We start from the raw sequence: 14,386 nt of genomic DNA, 5'->3' as shown, positions 1-14,386 counted from the left end.
AGTTCCTGCAGCCCGTATAATCGCCGCCTACGCCGCTGTGATGCCTCCATGAATTCGATGCCCGCCGACGCTCCCCGACCCGCCGACTTCGCCCAGGTGCGCGACCTCGCCGCCGCCGACATGCAGCGGGTCGATGCACTGATCCGCCAGCGGCTGTCCTCCGACGTGGTGCTGATCAACCAGATCGCCGACCACATCATCGCCTCCGGCGGCAAGCGTCTGCGCCCGATGCTGCACGTGCTGGCCGCCGGCGCCGCCGGCTACCGCGGCGAACATCACACCAAGCTCGCCGCGATCATCGAATTCATCCACACCTCGACCCTGCTGCACGACGACGTGGTCGACGAATCCGACCTGCGCCGCGGCCGCAAGACCGCCAACGCGTTGTGGGGCAACGCCGCCAGCGTGCTGGTCGGCGACTTCCTCTACTCGCGCTCGTTCCAGCTGATGGTGGAACTGGACGACATGCGCATCATGCGCATCCTCGCCGACACCACCAACACCATCGCCGAAGGCGAGGTGCTGCAGCTGCTCAACATCGGCAACGCCGACGTCAGCGAAGCGGCTTACCTGGCGGTGATCGAACGCAAGACCGCCGTGCTGTTCGCCGCCGCCACCGAACTGGGCGGCATCCTCGGCGGCCTGCCGGAAAACCAGATCGCCGCGCTGCGCCGCTACGGCATGGAACTGGGCTACGCCTTCCAGATCGCCGACGACCTGCTCGACTACACCAGCGACGCCGGCACCCTGGGCAAGAACATCGGCGACGACCTCGCCGAAGGCAAGCCGACCCTGCCGCTGATCTACGCACTGGAAAAAGCCAGCGCGGAACAGGCGCAGTCGCTGCGCCACGCGATCGAGCACGGCGGTCTGGATTCGCTGGACCGCATCATCGCCGCCATCGGTGAATCGGGCGCGTTGGAGCGCACCCGCGAGCGTGCCCTGCAGCATGCCGACGCGGCGCGCGAAGCGCTGGCCATCCTCGCGCCTTCGGCGCACCGCGACGCCCTGGCCACCCTGGCCGACTACTCGGTGCAGCGCACGTTCTGAGGCGCCATCGAGGCGCTGCGCGTTTGCACGATGCCTGTTCGTGCGCCCGCACATTTGCGCGTCCACGTGTCTGTAGGCACATCCGTGGGAACCCATATCCATACTCCCCATTCCGGCGAAGGTCGGCATCGTGCTTGCTGTTGGGATGACGTTTTTGCTTGCCCTTGTGCATCAGAGCCAAAGCTTTCGTGCGCCTGCGGCGCCCGAGCCACCTTTCTCTGTGTGGCCAGAGAAACGTGGCCCAAAGAGAGGCCACCCCGCTTCCGCGCCTCGCAGGCATCCTGCCTGCGAGGTTCGCGTGCGGGTTACGGGGTTTGTCGACAGGGCATCCTGCCCTGACGCCAAACTGACCGGCATCCATGCCGGTCACCCTGCGGGCTGATCCTCCACCCGCCCGCCGCTGCAGAGGGGCCCCGGGTAGAGCAGCGGGCCATCGTGGCCCGCACTTTTCAGAAGAGCCGGATCAAGAGCAAAGCCGCGGCGACCGGAGCTTTTGCTCTGGTTTTTTGCTTTTGCTTTTCAGCTTCATCACCGAGTGCGGGCCACGATGGCCCGCTGCTTTACCGGGGTCCCTTGTGCGGCGGTGAGACGGGGTCGGCAGGCCGCGCAGCGGGCGTTGCCACGGATGGCAACGCCTTTTCGCACGGGCAGGAGGCCCGTTCGAAAAGCCCGGCCCCGGCTCACGGACTTGTTGGGCAGGATGCCCAACAAGCGCCAAGCGGGGGGTCGTTTTCTCTTGGTTACTTCTCTTTTGGACAAGCAAAAGAGAAGTAACTCGCCCTCCGAAGGAGGACGAAAGCTTTTGCTCTGACGCACAAGGCCACGCGAAAGCCCCGCTCAAAAACAGCAAGCGCGATGCCGGCCTCCGCCGGAATGACGAACGCGCAGGGCGCCATTACAAGGAGGGAAGCAGGCATCGCCTCGTTCCAACCGGAGCCGGGCGCAGGAAACGCCCCTCACCCACCTCCGTGGGATCACCAGAGAAACCCACCGTTCACGCCCTGATGCTGGCAGCCGCGCCGCCGATCGGCCAGACTTCGCCCCATGTCCTGCTTGCGCCCAATCCGCTGGCTGTGGTGCCTCGCGGCAATGCTGTTGCCGCTGGCGGCGGTGCATGCCGCGGAAAATACCTGGCGCTATGACACGGTGCACAGCCAGGTCGTCTTCAGCATCAGCCACAACGGCTACTCGCGGCCGTTCGGACGGCTGCACATCGCGCGCGGCTGGCTGCGTTTCGATCCTCGGGACTGGAGCAGCGCCGCGACCGAGCTGGATGTCGACCTGGCTGGCGTGGACATGGGCGATGCCGGCTGGAACAGGGCCGTGTGCAAGTCGTCCCTGCTCGATTGCGCGGGCCAGCGCTACGCGCATTTCGTCAGCACCGGTGTCGAGCGCAAAGATGAAAGGCACGGAGTCCTGCATGGCCGGTTGACCCTGCGCGGCGTCACCCGGCCGCTGGACCTGGCGTTCACCTTCAACCGGGCGGCCAGGACGATTTACGAAACCCATGAAGTCATCGGCTTCTCGGCCACCGCGATGCTTGACCGCAACGACTACGACATCACCGCCAACCCCAACTCGATCGGCGCGCAGGTCAGCGTGTGGCTGGAGCTGGAGGCGGTCCGTGACGACCACGCCATGACATCCGGCAAGGAGAATCCATGAGCCTGCGCAGCAACGAACGCCAATGGGGTTCGGTCGCGAAGTTCTTCCACTGGACCATCGCGCTGGCGATCCTCGGCAACGGCACGTTCGGCCTGCTGATGGACCTGGCCCACTCGCCGATGCAGAAGATCAACTGGCTGGCCCTGCACAAGTCGATCGGCCTCACCGTGCTGGCGCTGGTGCTGCTACGCGTGCTCTGGCGCTGGCGCGACGGTCGCCCGCGGGAAGAGGCGGCGCCGCGCTGGCAGCAATGGAGCGCGCGCATCGTGCATGCGCTGTTGTACCTGCTGATCGTGGCGATTCCGCTCAGCGGCTGGTGGTTCAACTCGGTCACCGGCAAGCCGCTGCAATGGTTCAAGCAGTTCAACCTGCCCGCGCTGGCGGCGAAGAACGACGAACTGCGCCACTTCGCGCACGGCGTGCACGAGTACCTGTTCTGGTTCCTCATCCTGCTGCTGGTGGCCCATGTCGGCGCCGCGCTGAAGCATCATGTATTCGACCATGACAACGTGCTGCGCCGGATGCTGCCGTTTGGCCGTCCGACTTCCCGAGGAGACCGCTCATGAAACGACTTGCCATCCTGCTCGCCCTGGCCCTGCCCCTTGCTGCCGCAGCCACCGACTACACCGTGCAACCGGCATCGAGCACGCTCGGTTTCAGCAACACCTTCCAGGGCGAATCGTTCGACGGCAAGTTCGGCCGTTGGACCGCCGCGATCAGCTACGACGCCGCGAACCTCGCCAGCTCGAAGTTCGACGTCGAAGTGGACCTGGCCAGCGTGAAGACCGGCGACGGCGATCGCGACAGCGCCCTGCCCGGCTCGGATTTCTTCGACGTGGCGAAATTCCCCAAGGCGCACTTCGTCACCACCGGCTTCCGCCAAGTCGGCGCCAAGGTGATCGCCGATGGCACGCTCACCCTGCACGGCATCAGCAAGCCGGTGAGCCTGGACGTGACGTTCACGCCGCAGGCCGGCGGCGCCACGCTGGACGTGGCCGGCACGGTGAAGCGGCTGGATTTCGGCGTGGGCACCGGTGACTACGCCGACACCTCGGTGATCGGCGGCGACGTGAAGGTCACCGCACATCTGCAGCTGGCGGCGAAGTAAGGCGCCCGATGCCGAACGACAGCCTGTGGCGGCGTCTGCGCGGATGGGTCGGCAGCGGCCGCACCGAACGGGCCACCACGCCGCCCGCGCGCGCGAACGCCGGCTCCGCCCAGGTCGCCGACAGCCTGCGCGCCCTGCTGGATGACCCGGGCATCCCGGCGTCGGTACGCAGCGAACTGGCCGCGGATTTCAGCCGCGTCGAGCAGATGCTGGACAAGCTCCAGCGTGGCGAACTGCACGTGGCCGTGTTCGGCCGCGTCTCCGCAGGCAAGTCGGCGCTGGGCAATGCGCTGCTCGGCCGCGAGGCGTTCGCCGTGGGCGTCCTGCACGGCACCACCACCGATGCCGAGCACGCCATGCTGGACGAGGCCCAGCACGACGGGCTGGTGCTGATCGACACGCCCGGCATCAACGAGCTCGACGGCGAGGCCCGCGAGAAACTCGCATTCGAGGTGGCCGAGGTCAGCGACCTGGTGATCTTCGTCTGCGACGGCGACCTTACCCGCGAAGAACTCGATGCGCTGAAAAGTCTTGCCGCGACCCAGCGCCCGCTGCTGCTCGCACTGAACAAGGCCGACCGCTACGGCCGCGACGAACTGGACGGCCTGCTCGAACACCTGCGCCTGCGCGTGGCCGGGCTGGTGCGCGCCGAAGACGTGCTGGCGGTGGCGGCCCACCCGGCCCCGCAACGAGTGGTCGAAGTCGACGCCCGCGGCCACGAACAGCAACGCGAGCAAGCGCGCACGCCGGACGTCGCCGCGCTGCGCGAGCGCCTGCTGGCGATCGCCGCCCGCGAAGGCAAGACGCTGTCGGCGATCAACGCCGGCCTGTACGCCGGCCGGCTCACCGACCAGGTCAGCGCGCGCATCGCCGAAACCCGCAAGGCGGTGGCGGCGAAGCTGATCCATCACTACTGCATCGCCAAGGGCGTCGCGGTCGCGTTGAACCCGATCCCGGTCGCCGACCTGCTGGCCGCCGCGGGACTGGATGCGGCGATGGTGGTGCAACTGTCCCGCGTCTACGGCCTGCCGCTGACCCGCGCCGAATCCGGCCGGCTGGTCGCGGTGATCTCCGCGCAACTGGCCGCCCTGATGGGCGCGATCTGGGGCATGCAACTGGTCGCCTCGGCCTTGAAGGGCGTCAGTGCCGGCTTGTCCGTCGTGGTCACCGCCGCGGCGCAGGGCGCGCTGGGCTGGTACGCCACCGTGCTGATCGGCCGCGCCGCGGAGCGTTACCTGGTCGGCGGAAAATCCTGGGGCGAAGCGGGCGCCAAGCGCGCCGTCGCCGACATCGTGGCCAGCCTCGATCGCGATTCGATCCTGCGCGAGGCGCGCGAGGAAATCCTGAAGCGCTTGAAAAGCCGGCGCGGGTAGCCGCTTTGCTCCTCCCCCTGCTTGCAGGGGACAAATCGGCAGGACTGCCGATTTGTGCGGCGTGAGCCGCCCGAAGGGCGAGGGCCACGGAGGGCCCGAGTACAGGTAGGGAGGGGGTCGCTTTTGACCTTGCAATCACGATCAAGAGCGAACCCCACCCCAACCCTCCCCTGCTGCGCAGGGGAGGGAGCTCACTTCGCCAGGAACCTGCGCACCGCCGCCGCATCGAACGGCCAGTCCAGTTCGCGCCCGTCGCGCGTATCGCGCAGCACCGGCACGCGCGTGCCATAGCGTTGCTCCAGTTCGGCCGAATCGTCCACCCACTCGCTGTCGAACTCCGGCGCGCGCGCCTCGGCCATCACCGCCAGGGCGAGGTCGCACAGGTGACAGTAGTCGCGCTGGTACAGGATCAGGTCGGACATGCGGCTGCGAATGGCTGGGGACGCCGCGTAGAATAACCGGTCAACCCACACCCAAGCAGCGCACTCATGGCCGTCAGCGTATTCGACCTGTTCAAGATCGGCATCGGACCCTCCTCCTCGCACACCGTGGGCCCGATGCGCGCCGCCGCGCGCTTTGCCGAGCGCTGGCTGGACGAGAAGGGCGTGCTCGACCGCGTGACCCGGGTGCGCGCCGAACTGTACGGCTCGCTGGCGATGACCGGCCGTGGCCACGGCACCGACAAGGCCGTGCTGCTGGGCTTCGAGGGCCAGCATCCGGACACCGTCGACGCCGACCAGATCCCCGCCGCGCTGGAGCGTATCCGCGGCACCGGGCGCATCCGCCTGCTCGGCAGCCACGAGATCGCGTTCGACGAGAAATCCGACCTGGTCTTCAACAAGCGCCAGAAGCTGCCGTTCCACACCAACGGCATGCGCTTCTCCGCCTACGACGCCGACGGCAACGAACTGGCCAGCCGCGACTACTACTCCGTCGGCGGCGGCTTCGTGGTCAACACCGACGAGGCGGCCGAAGACCGCATCGTGGCCGACACCACCGCCCAGCCCTACCCGTTCACCAGCGGCGACGAAATGCTGGCGCTGTGCAAGCAGCACAAGCTCACCATCGCCCAGCTGATGATGGCGAACGAGAGCGTGTGGCGCCCGGAAGCGGAAACCCGCGCCGGCCTGCTGACCATCTGGCAGGCGATGAAGGACTGCGTCGAACGCGGCCTGCGTTCGCCCGGCACCCTGCCCGGCGGCCTGAAGGTCACACGTCGCGCGCCGGCGATGCTGGAAGACCTGCGCAACCAGCCCGAGGCCGCGCTGAAAGATCCGCTGACCATCCTCGACTGGGTCAACCTCTACGCACTGGCCGTCAACGAGGAAAACGCCGCCGGTGGCCGCGTGGTCACCGCGCCCACCAACGGCGCCGCCGGCATCATCCCCGCCGTCGGCCATTACTACCTGCGCTTCTGTCCCAAGGCTGACGACGAAGGCATCATCGAATACCTGCTCACCGCTGCCGCCATCGGCATCCTGTACAAGGAAAACGCCTCGATCTCCGGCGCCGAAGTCGGCTGCCAGGGCGAAGTCGGCGTGGCCTGCTCGATGGCCGCCGGCGGCCTCACCGCCGCGCTCGGCGGCAACGTGATGCAGGTGGAGAACGCGGCCGAAATCGGCATGGAACACAACCTCGGCCTCACCTGCGACCCCATCGGCGGCCTGGTGCAGATCCCCTGCATCGAACGCAACGCGATGGGCTCGGTGAAAGCCATCAACGCCAGCCGCATGGCCCTGAAAAGCGACGGCAAGCACCGCGTCTCGCTGGACAAGGTGATCAAGACCATGCGCGATACGGGGCGCGACATGAAGGACAAGTACAAGGAAACCTCGCGCGGCGGGTTGGCGGTGAACGTCATCGAGTGTTGAGGCAGAGTCGCGGAATTTTCGCCGACAAAAAGCGAAGGGCTTTCGGGCGCCGCAGGCGCACGAAAGCTTCGGCTCTCGATCATTGCGATAACAACCGACGCGCAGCGGCTCAAGAAGCCGGATCAAGAGCCATCCTTTCCCTCAGGAAAGGGAGCAAAGCGGGCTCCATGACCACCGACAGGTGACATTCCTCGCCCGATTCTGCAACCATCGACCCCTTTACGGCGTGCTCAGCGCCGCTACGGGAGCCCGTTATGACCCAAGAACGCGCGATTCGCCGCGACGTCGGCCCGTTCGCCCTGATGCTTACCGGCCTGGGCTCGATCATCGGTTCGGGCTGGTTGTTCGGCGCCTGGCGCGCGGCGCAGATCGCCGGGCCCGGTGCGATCTGGGCGTGGGTGCTGGGCGCCGCGATCATCATGACGATTGCGCTGACCTATGCGGAACTGGGCGCGATGTTCCCCGAGTCCGGTGGCATGGTGCGCTACGGGCATTACTCGCACGGTTCGCTGGTCGGCTTCATCGCGGCCTGGGCGAACTGGATCGCGATCGTCTCGGTGATCTCGGTCGAGGCCGAGGCGTCGGCGCAATACATGTCGTCGTGGAAGTGGCAGTGGGCCAAGGACCTGTACCACTCGGTGCCCGGCGGCCACGGCGAATTGAGCACCAACGGCCTGCTGATCGCGGCGGCGCTGGTGGTGATGTACTTCCTGTTCAATTTCTGGAGCGTGAAGCTGTTCGCCCGTTCGAACACGGCGATCACGCTGTTCAAGCTGATCATCCCCGCGCTCACCGCAGTGCTGCTGATCATGACCGGCTTCCATCCGGAGAACTTCAGCGTCGGCATCCACGGCGAGCTGCACAAGACCGATTTCCCGTCGATCCTCACCGCGGTGGCGATCGCCGGCATCGTGTTCAGCTTCAACGGTTTCCAGAGCCCGGTGAACCTGGCCGGCGAAGCGCGCAACCCGGGTCGCAGCATTCCGTTCGCGATCGTCTGCTCGATCGCGCTGGCCACGGTGGTCTACGTGCTGCTGCAGGTCTCGTTCATCGGCGCGGTACCGCGCGAGATGCTGGCCAACGTGGGCTGGCACGGGATCGACTTCTCGTCGCCGTTCGCGGATCTGGCGATTATCCTGGGTCTGCAGTGGCTGGCGACCTTGCTGTTCATCGACGCGGTGATCAGCCCCAGCGGCACCGGCATGACCTACACCGCGACCACCGCGCGCATGCTCTACGGCATGGAGCGCAACGGCACGCTGCCGAAGATCCTGGGTCGGGTGCATCCGAAGTGGGGCGTGCCGCGCCCGGCGATGTGGGTGAACCTGGCGGTGTCGTTCCTGTTCCTGTTCTTCTTCCGCGGCTGGGGTTCGCTGGCGGCGGTGATCTCGGTGGCCACGATCATCTCCTACCTCACCGGCCCGGTCAGCGTGATGACGCTGCGCCGCACCGCGCCGGAATTGCACCGCCCGTTCCGGCTGGCCGGCCTGCCGATCCTGGCCGGCATCGCCTTCATCATGTCGACCGAGCTGCTGTACTGGGCGAAGTGGCCGCTGACCGGCGAGATCATCCTGCTGATGGTGGTCGCGCTGCCGGTGTACTTCTACTACCAGGCCAAGGCCGGCTGGCACGACTTCGGCCGCCAGATGAAGGGCGCCTGGTGGCTGGTCTGCTACCTGCCCGCGCTGGCCGTGGTGTCGTGGGCCGGCAGCACCACGTTCGGCGGCAAGGGTTACCTGCCGTATGGCTGGGACCTGCTGCTGGTCGCGGTGATCGGCCTGGCGTTCTACCTGTGGGGCGTGAAGTCCGGCTGGCGCACGCCGTCGGTGGAGGCGGCGCGGATGGAAGCGCATGACGATCCGGATGCGCCGCTGGTGCCGCCGGACGAGGAAACCGCCGAGCGGGTCACCGGGCACTGAAACCAGCCCCTTCGTTCCACAACAGCGCGCAGCCATTGGCTGCGCGTTTTTGTTTTCGCGCCGCGCCCATGTCGAAAATGCCCGTGGCCATTCGTCGCCATGGCAGACCCGCGCAAACCGCCACGCCGCCCAACCCGAGGAATCGCCCATGTCACCCAAGGCCAGCCGCTCGCTCAACATGCTGTGCTTCGCCGCCCTGCTCGCTTTCGGCTCGGCGGCCAGCGCGGCCACGGTCCAGTACAACATCGATCCCGATCACACCTATCCCAGTTTCGAGGCCGACCACATGGGCGGCTTGTCGGTGTGGCGCGGCAAGTTCAACCACAGCAGCGGCACGGTGATGCTGGACAAGACCGCCGGCACCGGTTCGGTGGACGTCACCGTCGACATGAAGAGCGCTGACTTCGGCCAGGATCAGCTCAACGCCGGCACGCAGGGCGAGGAACTGTTCGACACGGCGAAGTATCCGCAGGCGCACTACACCGGCAAGCTGGTCGATTTCGTCAACGGCGCGCCGACCCGGGTCAGCGGCCAGCTGACCCTGCACGGCGTCACCCATCCGCTGGACCTGAAGATCAACAGCTTCAAGTGCATGCCGCACCCGATGTTCAAGCGCGAGGTCTGCGGTGCCGATGCGCTGGCCACGTTCAAGCGCGACGCTTACGGCATGGACGCGGGCAAGGACTACGGTTTCGACATGACGGTGACCTTGCGCATCCAGGTCGAGGCGCTCGCCGCACCGGCAAGCTGAGCGACCTCAACCCAGCGCCAGCACGTCGCCCAGCAAGGCCTGCGCGGTCACTTCCGGGCCGGCGCCCGGGCCCTGGATCACCAGCGGCTGGGTGTTGTAGCGGGTGGTGGTGAGGGCGAACTGGTTGTCGGTGCCGTACAGGCGCGCGGCGGGATGGGTCAGCGGCACTTCGGCCAAGCCGACGCGGGCCTGGCCGCGCTGGTTCAGGCAGGCGAGGAAGCGCAGCACGCAGCCGCGCGAGCTGGCCTCGGCGTGGCGGGCGGCGAGGGCGGCGTCCAGCTCGTCCAGCCGCGCCATGAACGCCTCGGTGTCCAGCGCGCGCAAGGACGGCGGCACCAGGCCCTCCACCTGCACCTCGTCGGTGCCCAGGGCGTAGCCCGCGTTGCGGGCAATGATCAGCAGCTTGCGCGCCACGTCCTCGCCGGACAGGTCCGAGCGCGGGTCGGGTTCGGTGTAGCCAAGCTGGCGCGCCTCGCGCAGCAGTTCGGAGAACGGGCGGCGGCCGTCGTACTGGTTGAACAGCCACGACAGCGAGCCGGAGAAGACGCCTTCCAGGGTCAGCAGTGCGTCGCCGCAATGGCGCAGCCGGCGCAAGGTCGACAGCACCGGCAGGCCGGCGCCCACGGTGGCCGAGTCGCCGTAGCGCCCCCCTTGCGCCAGCGCGGCCTGCAGCGCGCGCCAGCCGGACAGCTCGCCGCCGGCCAGCGCCTTGTTGGCGGTGACCACGTGATAGCCCTGCGCCAGCCATTCGGCATGGCGCGCGGCCAGGGTCGCGCTGGCGGTGGCGTCGATGATCACCCTGACCGGCGCGCCGCTGGCGTCCAGCGCCGCCCGCAGGCCGGCATCGTCGCGTGGTGCGCCGTGCTGGTTCAGCTGTTCGCGCAGGTTGCGCTGGGCCAGCCGGGCCGGCTCGGTCTGCTGGCGCCGCGAATTGGCCGCGCCGACCAGCCGCAAGGTGCTGGCGGACGAGGTGTTCAGCAGCTTCAGCAAGGCGCCGCCGACCACGCCGGTGCCCAGCAGGACGACGGCAATCGCGGGCGCGGACCCCGACCGCGGAAACAGGACCGGATCGGCCGGCACCGCGCTCATGCAGGCACCCGGCGTTTGGACGTCTTTACGGCGATGGCGCGCTGCAGCCCCGCGTCCAGATCGCGCAGCAGGTCGTCGCCATCCTCGATGCCCACCGACAGCCGCAGCAGGCTGTCGGAAATGCCGGCGGTGCGGCGCGCCTCCGGCGCCATCGAGGCGTGGGTCATGCTGGCCGGATGGGCGACCAGGCTCTCCACCCCGCCCAGCGATTCGGCCAGCGAGAAATGTTGCAGGCCATCGACGAAGGCCTCGACCTGGGCCACGTCGCCGTCCAGCTCGAAGCTCAGCATGGCGCCGAAGCCCTGCTGCTGGCGACCCGCCAGCACGTGGCCGGCGTGGCTGGCCAGGCCCGGGTAATACACCGTGCGCACGGCCGCGTGGGCCTCCAGCCGTTCGGCGATGCGGGCGGCGCTTTCCTGGTGCTGGCGCAGGCGCACGCCGAGGGTGCGCAGGCCGCGCAAGGTGAGGTAGCTGTCGAACGGCGCGCCGGTGAGGCCGTTGCAGTTGGCCCACCACTTCAGCTGCTCGGCCACCGCCGCGTCGCGCGCCACCACGGCGCCGCCGACCACGTCGCTGTGGCCATTGATGTACTTGGTGGTCGAATGCACCACCACGTCCGCGCCCAGCAGCAGGGGTTGCTGCAGCGCCGGCGACAGGAAGGTGTTGTCCACCACCAGCAGGGCGCCCACCGCATGCGCGGCCTGCGCCACGTGGCGGATGTCGGTGATCCGCAGCAGCGGGTTGGATGGGGTTTCCACCCACACCAGCGCCGGGTGGCGCGCCAGGCCGGCGGCCAGCGACACCGGATCGGTGAGGTCGGCGAACTCGACGCTGAAGCGGCCCTTCTTCGCCCAGGCATCGAGCAGGCGCCAGGTGCCGCCGTAGCAGTCGTGCGCCGCCAGCACGGTGGCGCCGGCCGGCACCAGTTCCAGCGCCAGCGCCACCGCCGACATCCCGCTGGAGGTCACCACCGCGCCCACGCCCTGCTCCAGGTCGGCCAGTGCGTCACCCAACAGGTCGCGGGTGGGGTTGCCGCTGCGCGAATAGTCATAGGCGCGCTTGCGGCCGAAACCGGCGAAGCTGTAGTTGGTCGACAGGTGCAGGGCCGGCACCACGGCGCCGTGCTGGGTGTCGCTCTCGATGCCGGCGCGCACGGCGCGGGTACAGGGGGCGGTGGTATCGCTCATGACAATCTCCGGATCGTATGCGTGGTGTTCTTGTCGCAGGGGGGCGATGCCCATCGGCGCGTTGAGGAGCGAGCAATGCCCGCCCTACAGGGCTAGCGCTTCGCGCAGCAGGGGTGCGAGTTGTTCGGGTTCTTTCAGGAAGGCGTCGTGGCCGTACGGCGACTCGACCACTTCCAGCGTGGCCGGGCCGCGCAGGCGACGCTGCAATTCGCACAGGTCGGCCAGCGGCACCAGCCGGTCCGACGGGAAGCCGATCAGCGTGGTCGGCGTGGGCACCTGCTCGGGCGCCACGTCGTGCAGGTCGATCGACTCGGACAGGGCGAGGAACCGCTCGGCGTCGAAGCGCTCGACGAAGCGGCGGCCCTGGTGTTCCAGGTAGTCCTCGACCGGGAAGTGGAAGCGATCGTCGCGGAATGCCGGGGCGCCGGCGAAGCGGCGGCCGAATTCGGCGCTGCCGCGGTAGGTGGTGATCGCCAGCTGCCGCGACAGCGCCAGCGCCTCGTCGACGTGGCCGCTGGCCTGGCCCAGCCGCACGATGCCGCGCTGCACGCTGCGCTGGGCGGTGCTGAGCGGATGGGCGCGATGGGCGCCGGCCAGCAGTACCAGCCGTTCCAGCCGGCGCGGATGGCGGGCGGCGAAAGCCAACCCCACCATCGCGCCATAGGACGAGCCGACGAAGGCATGCACCTGGGCCAGGCCAAGCTCGCGCAGCAGCGCGGCCAGCGCGTCGGCCTGGTCTTCGCTGGAGATGGACGCGGTGCCCAGTTGCACCGGGGTCAACCAGTCGATCGCCAGCACCCGGCAGCGGGTCAGGTCGATCGCCGCACCGTCGCCGACCAGCTCCTGCCACCAGCCCGGGACCGTCGTGCCGGCCGGGGCGCTGACGTCGCGATCGGCCGAGATGCCACCCTGCACGATCACCGTGGGCGCGCCTGCCGCGCCGTGCCACGCATAGCTGACCTCGACCGCGCGCGCGCCGACGCCGTACCTGGGGCTGAGCTGCAGCCGGCGCGTGCCGCGCTGGGCAGTGAGGCGGGCGCGGGGCTCGACTGACGACGGGGACGCGCTGTCGGCGGCGCCGCTGCAGCGCGTCTCGATACAGCGGGCTTCGGGCAGGAAGGTCATCTCGCACTCTCCGGTCGGCATCGCCCTGCGAGCTACCGGAAAGGTCGTCATCCATGGCACGACGGCAGCACGCCGCGAACCGGATCACGCCCATCTACCGGTGGATGCCGAAGCATCCCCGCAGGAGTTGGCACCGTGGCGGAAACATTCCGCAGGTTGCCCCGGCTTCAAAGGGCCTGTCCCTCAGCCGGTCTCGATGAGTGAGGCGGATCTTGAGGCCTCCAAGATCACCTGTCAATAGACGTCTAAACATCTAGACGTATATATGGACATGTCCGGAAAAATAGCGATAGGGCGACTTTCGACCAGGCATCCGTCCCACTGAACCGCCTGGCAACCGCGGCATCCCGACCGGCGCAAGGCCGTCGCCGCGCCTTCCGCGTCCTGCTAACGTATGCCGATGACTCCCCACCCCGACACGTCCGCCCTGCACACCCGGCTGCAGCGCGACGGCTTCGCCTTCGTCACCGCCGAGATCATGCGCGACCTGCTGCCCGCCTCGGCACTGACCGACTGGCCCGCCTTCGTCGCCAGCTGGAACGACCTGGCGCCGGACAGCTACCTGGCCGCCAGCGGTCGCCATCGCCGCCGCCGGCATGCCACCTTCTCCGCCGACGCCGGATACGGCGTGCGCGCCGAAGCGCACCAGCCGCATTACCAGAGCCTCCACTACAACCCGCTGCAGGGCGACATCCTGCGCTGGTTCGAGCCGGTGCTGCCGGCGATCGCCGACGGCGCCAGCCTGCGCCGCATCCTCGCGTTCTGCCACGAGCGCTTCGGCGCGCTGGCACCGCAGGTGCGCCACTGGCACGTCGAGGTGCACCAGTTCCGCATCGAGGCCCGCGCGGACGAGGCCGGCGAACCCACCCCCGAAGGCGTGCACCGCGATGGCGTCGACTACGTGCTGGTGCTGCTGATCGACCGCGAGAACATCGAGCGCGGCACCACCACCATCCACGCGGCCGATCGCCGCGAAGTCGGCCAGTTCACCCTGACCCACCCGCTGGACGCCGCCCTGGTCGACGACCACCGCGTCTTCCACGGCGTGACCGCGGTGACCCCGCTCGATCCCGCGCAAGCGGCGCATCGCGACGTGCTGGTGGTGACCTTCCGGCGCGACGCCGCACCGCGCTGAGAGGTTGTGATTTTTTCAACCTCGAAGCCCGGCCACGGATGGCCGGACGCGGATCGGTCACGCAAGTGACTGATTCGCGTGAGCACGTCCAGGCATGTACCGGACGTGCGATA

13 protein-coding genes and 1 riboswitch are annotated in these 14,386 nt (G+C 68.3%); of the genes, 9 read left to right on the top strand and 4 right to left on the bottom strand.

The features are described from left to right. Positions 1–48 precede the first annotated feature (48 nt). From UU7_RS09455 to UU7_RS09435, 5 genes are all read left to right on the top strand, one after another. Positions 49–1,050: a polyprenyl synthetase family protein gene (locus tag UU7_RS09455; protein ID WP_007807697.1), complete on the top strand. Its 1,002-nt coding sequence runs from the start codon at positions 49–51 to the stop codon at positions 1,048–1,050. Between the two features lie 1,044 nt (positions 1,051–2,094). Beyond that, positions 2,095–2,715, top strand: a complete 621-nt coding sequence (locus UU7_RS09450) for a YceI family protein (protein ID WP_040673210.1) — start codon at positions 2,095–2,097, stop codon at positions 2,713–2,715. After that, positions 2,712–3,281 (top strand): cytochrome b, encoded by a 570-nt coding sequence (locus tag UU7_RS09445; RefSeq protein ID WP_007807691.1) that lies wholly within the window; start codon positions 2,712–2,714, stop codon positions 3,279–3,281. Before UU7_RS09450 ends, UU7_RS09445 begins: the two co-directional genes overlap by 4 nt. After that, positions 3,278–3,823 carry a YceI family protein gene (locus UU7_RS09440; protein ID WP_007807690.1) on the top strand — a complete coding sequence of 182 codons (546 nt, stop codon included), beginning with the start codon at positions 3,278–3,280 and terminating at the stop codon, positions 3,821–3,823. Before UU7_RS09445 ends, UU7_RS09440 begins: the two co-directional genes overlap by 4 nt. An 8-nt stretch (positions 3,824–3,831) precedes the next feature. Then, positions 3,832–5,196 (top strand): GTP-binding protein, encoded by a 1,365-nt coding sequence (locus UU7_RS09435; protein WP_007807688.1) that lies wholly within the window; start codon positions 3,832–3,834, stop codon positions 5,194–5,196. A 191-nt stretch (positions 5,197–5,387) separates the two neighbouring features. On the opposite strand, the gene UU7_RS09430 is transcribed toward UU7_RS09435, so the two are convergent. Next, on the bottom strand, positions 5,388–5,618 hold the full coding sequence (locus UU7_RS09430) for a glutaredoxin family protein (RefSeq protein ID WP_007807686.1): 231 nt from the start codon (positions 5,616–5,618) through the stop codon (positions 5,388–5,390). 66 nt (positions 5,619–5,684) lie between these two features. Between UU7_RS09430 and UU7_RS09425 the strand changes: the two genes are divergently transcribed. The 3 genes from UU7_RS09425 to UU7_RS09415 all read left to right on the top strand — a co-directional run bounded on the left by UU7_RS09425 (position 5,685) and on the right by UU7_RS09415 (position 9,737). Continuing rightward, positions 5,685–7,067 (top strand): L-serine ammonia-lyase, encoded by a 1,383-nt coding sequence (locus UU7_RS09425; protein WP_007807684.1) that lies wholly within the window; start codon positions 5,685–5,687, stop codon positions 7,065–7,067. A gap of 254 nt (positions 7,068–7,321) precedes the next feature. Then, positions 7,322–8,986, top strand: a complete 1,665-nt coding sequence (locus UU7_RS09420) for an APC family permease (protein ID WP_007807683.1) — start codon at positions 7,322–7,324, stop codon at positions 8,984–8,986. Positions 8,987–9,134: 148 nt separating this feature from the next. Then, positions 9,135–9,737 (top strand): YceI family protein, encoded by a 603-nt coding sequence (locus UU7_RS09415; protein ID WP_007807681.1) that lies wholly within the window; start codon positions 9,135–9,137, stop codon positions 9,735–9,737. 6 nt (positions 9,738–9,743) lie between these two features. Here UU7_RS09415 and UU7_RS09410 read toward each other — a convergent pair whose 3' ends face one another. The 3 genes from UU7_RS09410 to metX form a co-directional block, all read right to left on the bottom strand. Then, positions 9,744–10,826: a homoserine dehydrogenase family protein gene (locus tag UU7_RS09410; RefSeq protein ID WP_007807679.1), complete on the bottom strand. Its 1,083-nt coding sequence runs from the start codon at positions 10,824–10,826 to the stop codon at positions 9,744–9,746. After that, a complete protein-coding gene (gene metB / locus UU7_RS09405) occupies positions 10,823–12,013 on the bottom strand; it encodes a cystathionine gamma-synthase (protein ID WP_007807677.1) in 1,191 nt (396 codons plus the stop codon). The genes UU7_RS09410 and metB overlap by 4 nt, the downstream gene beginning before the upstream one ends. A gap of 84 nt (positions 12,014–12,097) precedes the next feature. Continuing rightward, the gene (gene metX / locus UU7_RS09400) at positions 12,098–13,138 is read right to left on the bottom strand and encodes a homoserine O-succinyltransferase MetX (protein ID WP_007807676.1); all 1,041 of its coding nucleotides are present in this window, start codon (positions 13,136–13,138) and stop codon (positions 12,098–12,100) included. Between the two features lie 87 nt (positions 13,139–13,225). Continuing rightward, a riboswitch (SAM riboswitch) is annotated at positions 13,226–13,341 on the bottom strand. Positions 13,342–13,538: 197 nt separating this feature from the next. On the opposite strand from metX, the gene UU7_RS09395 reads away from it, so the two are divergent. After that, on the top strand, positions 13,539–14,273 hold the full coding sequence (locus UU7_RS09395) for a 2OG-Fe dioxygenase family protein (protein WP_007807675.1): 735 nt from the start codon (positions 13,539–13,541) through the stop codon (positions 14,271–14,273). The last annotated feature ends 113 nt before the right edge of the window (positions 14,274–14,386 follow it).

This window comes from Rhodanobacter spathiphylli B39 (genome assembly GCF_000264295.1).
Lineage (GTDB): Bacteria > Pseudomonadota > Gammaproteobacteria > Xanthomonadales > Rhodanobacteraceae > Rhodanobacter > Rhodanobacter spathiphylli.
The sequence above is the reverse complement of the archived record's forward strand: the minus strand, read 5'-3'. Positions and strand labels throughout refer to the sequence as shown.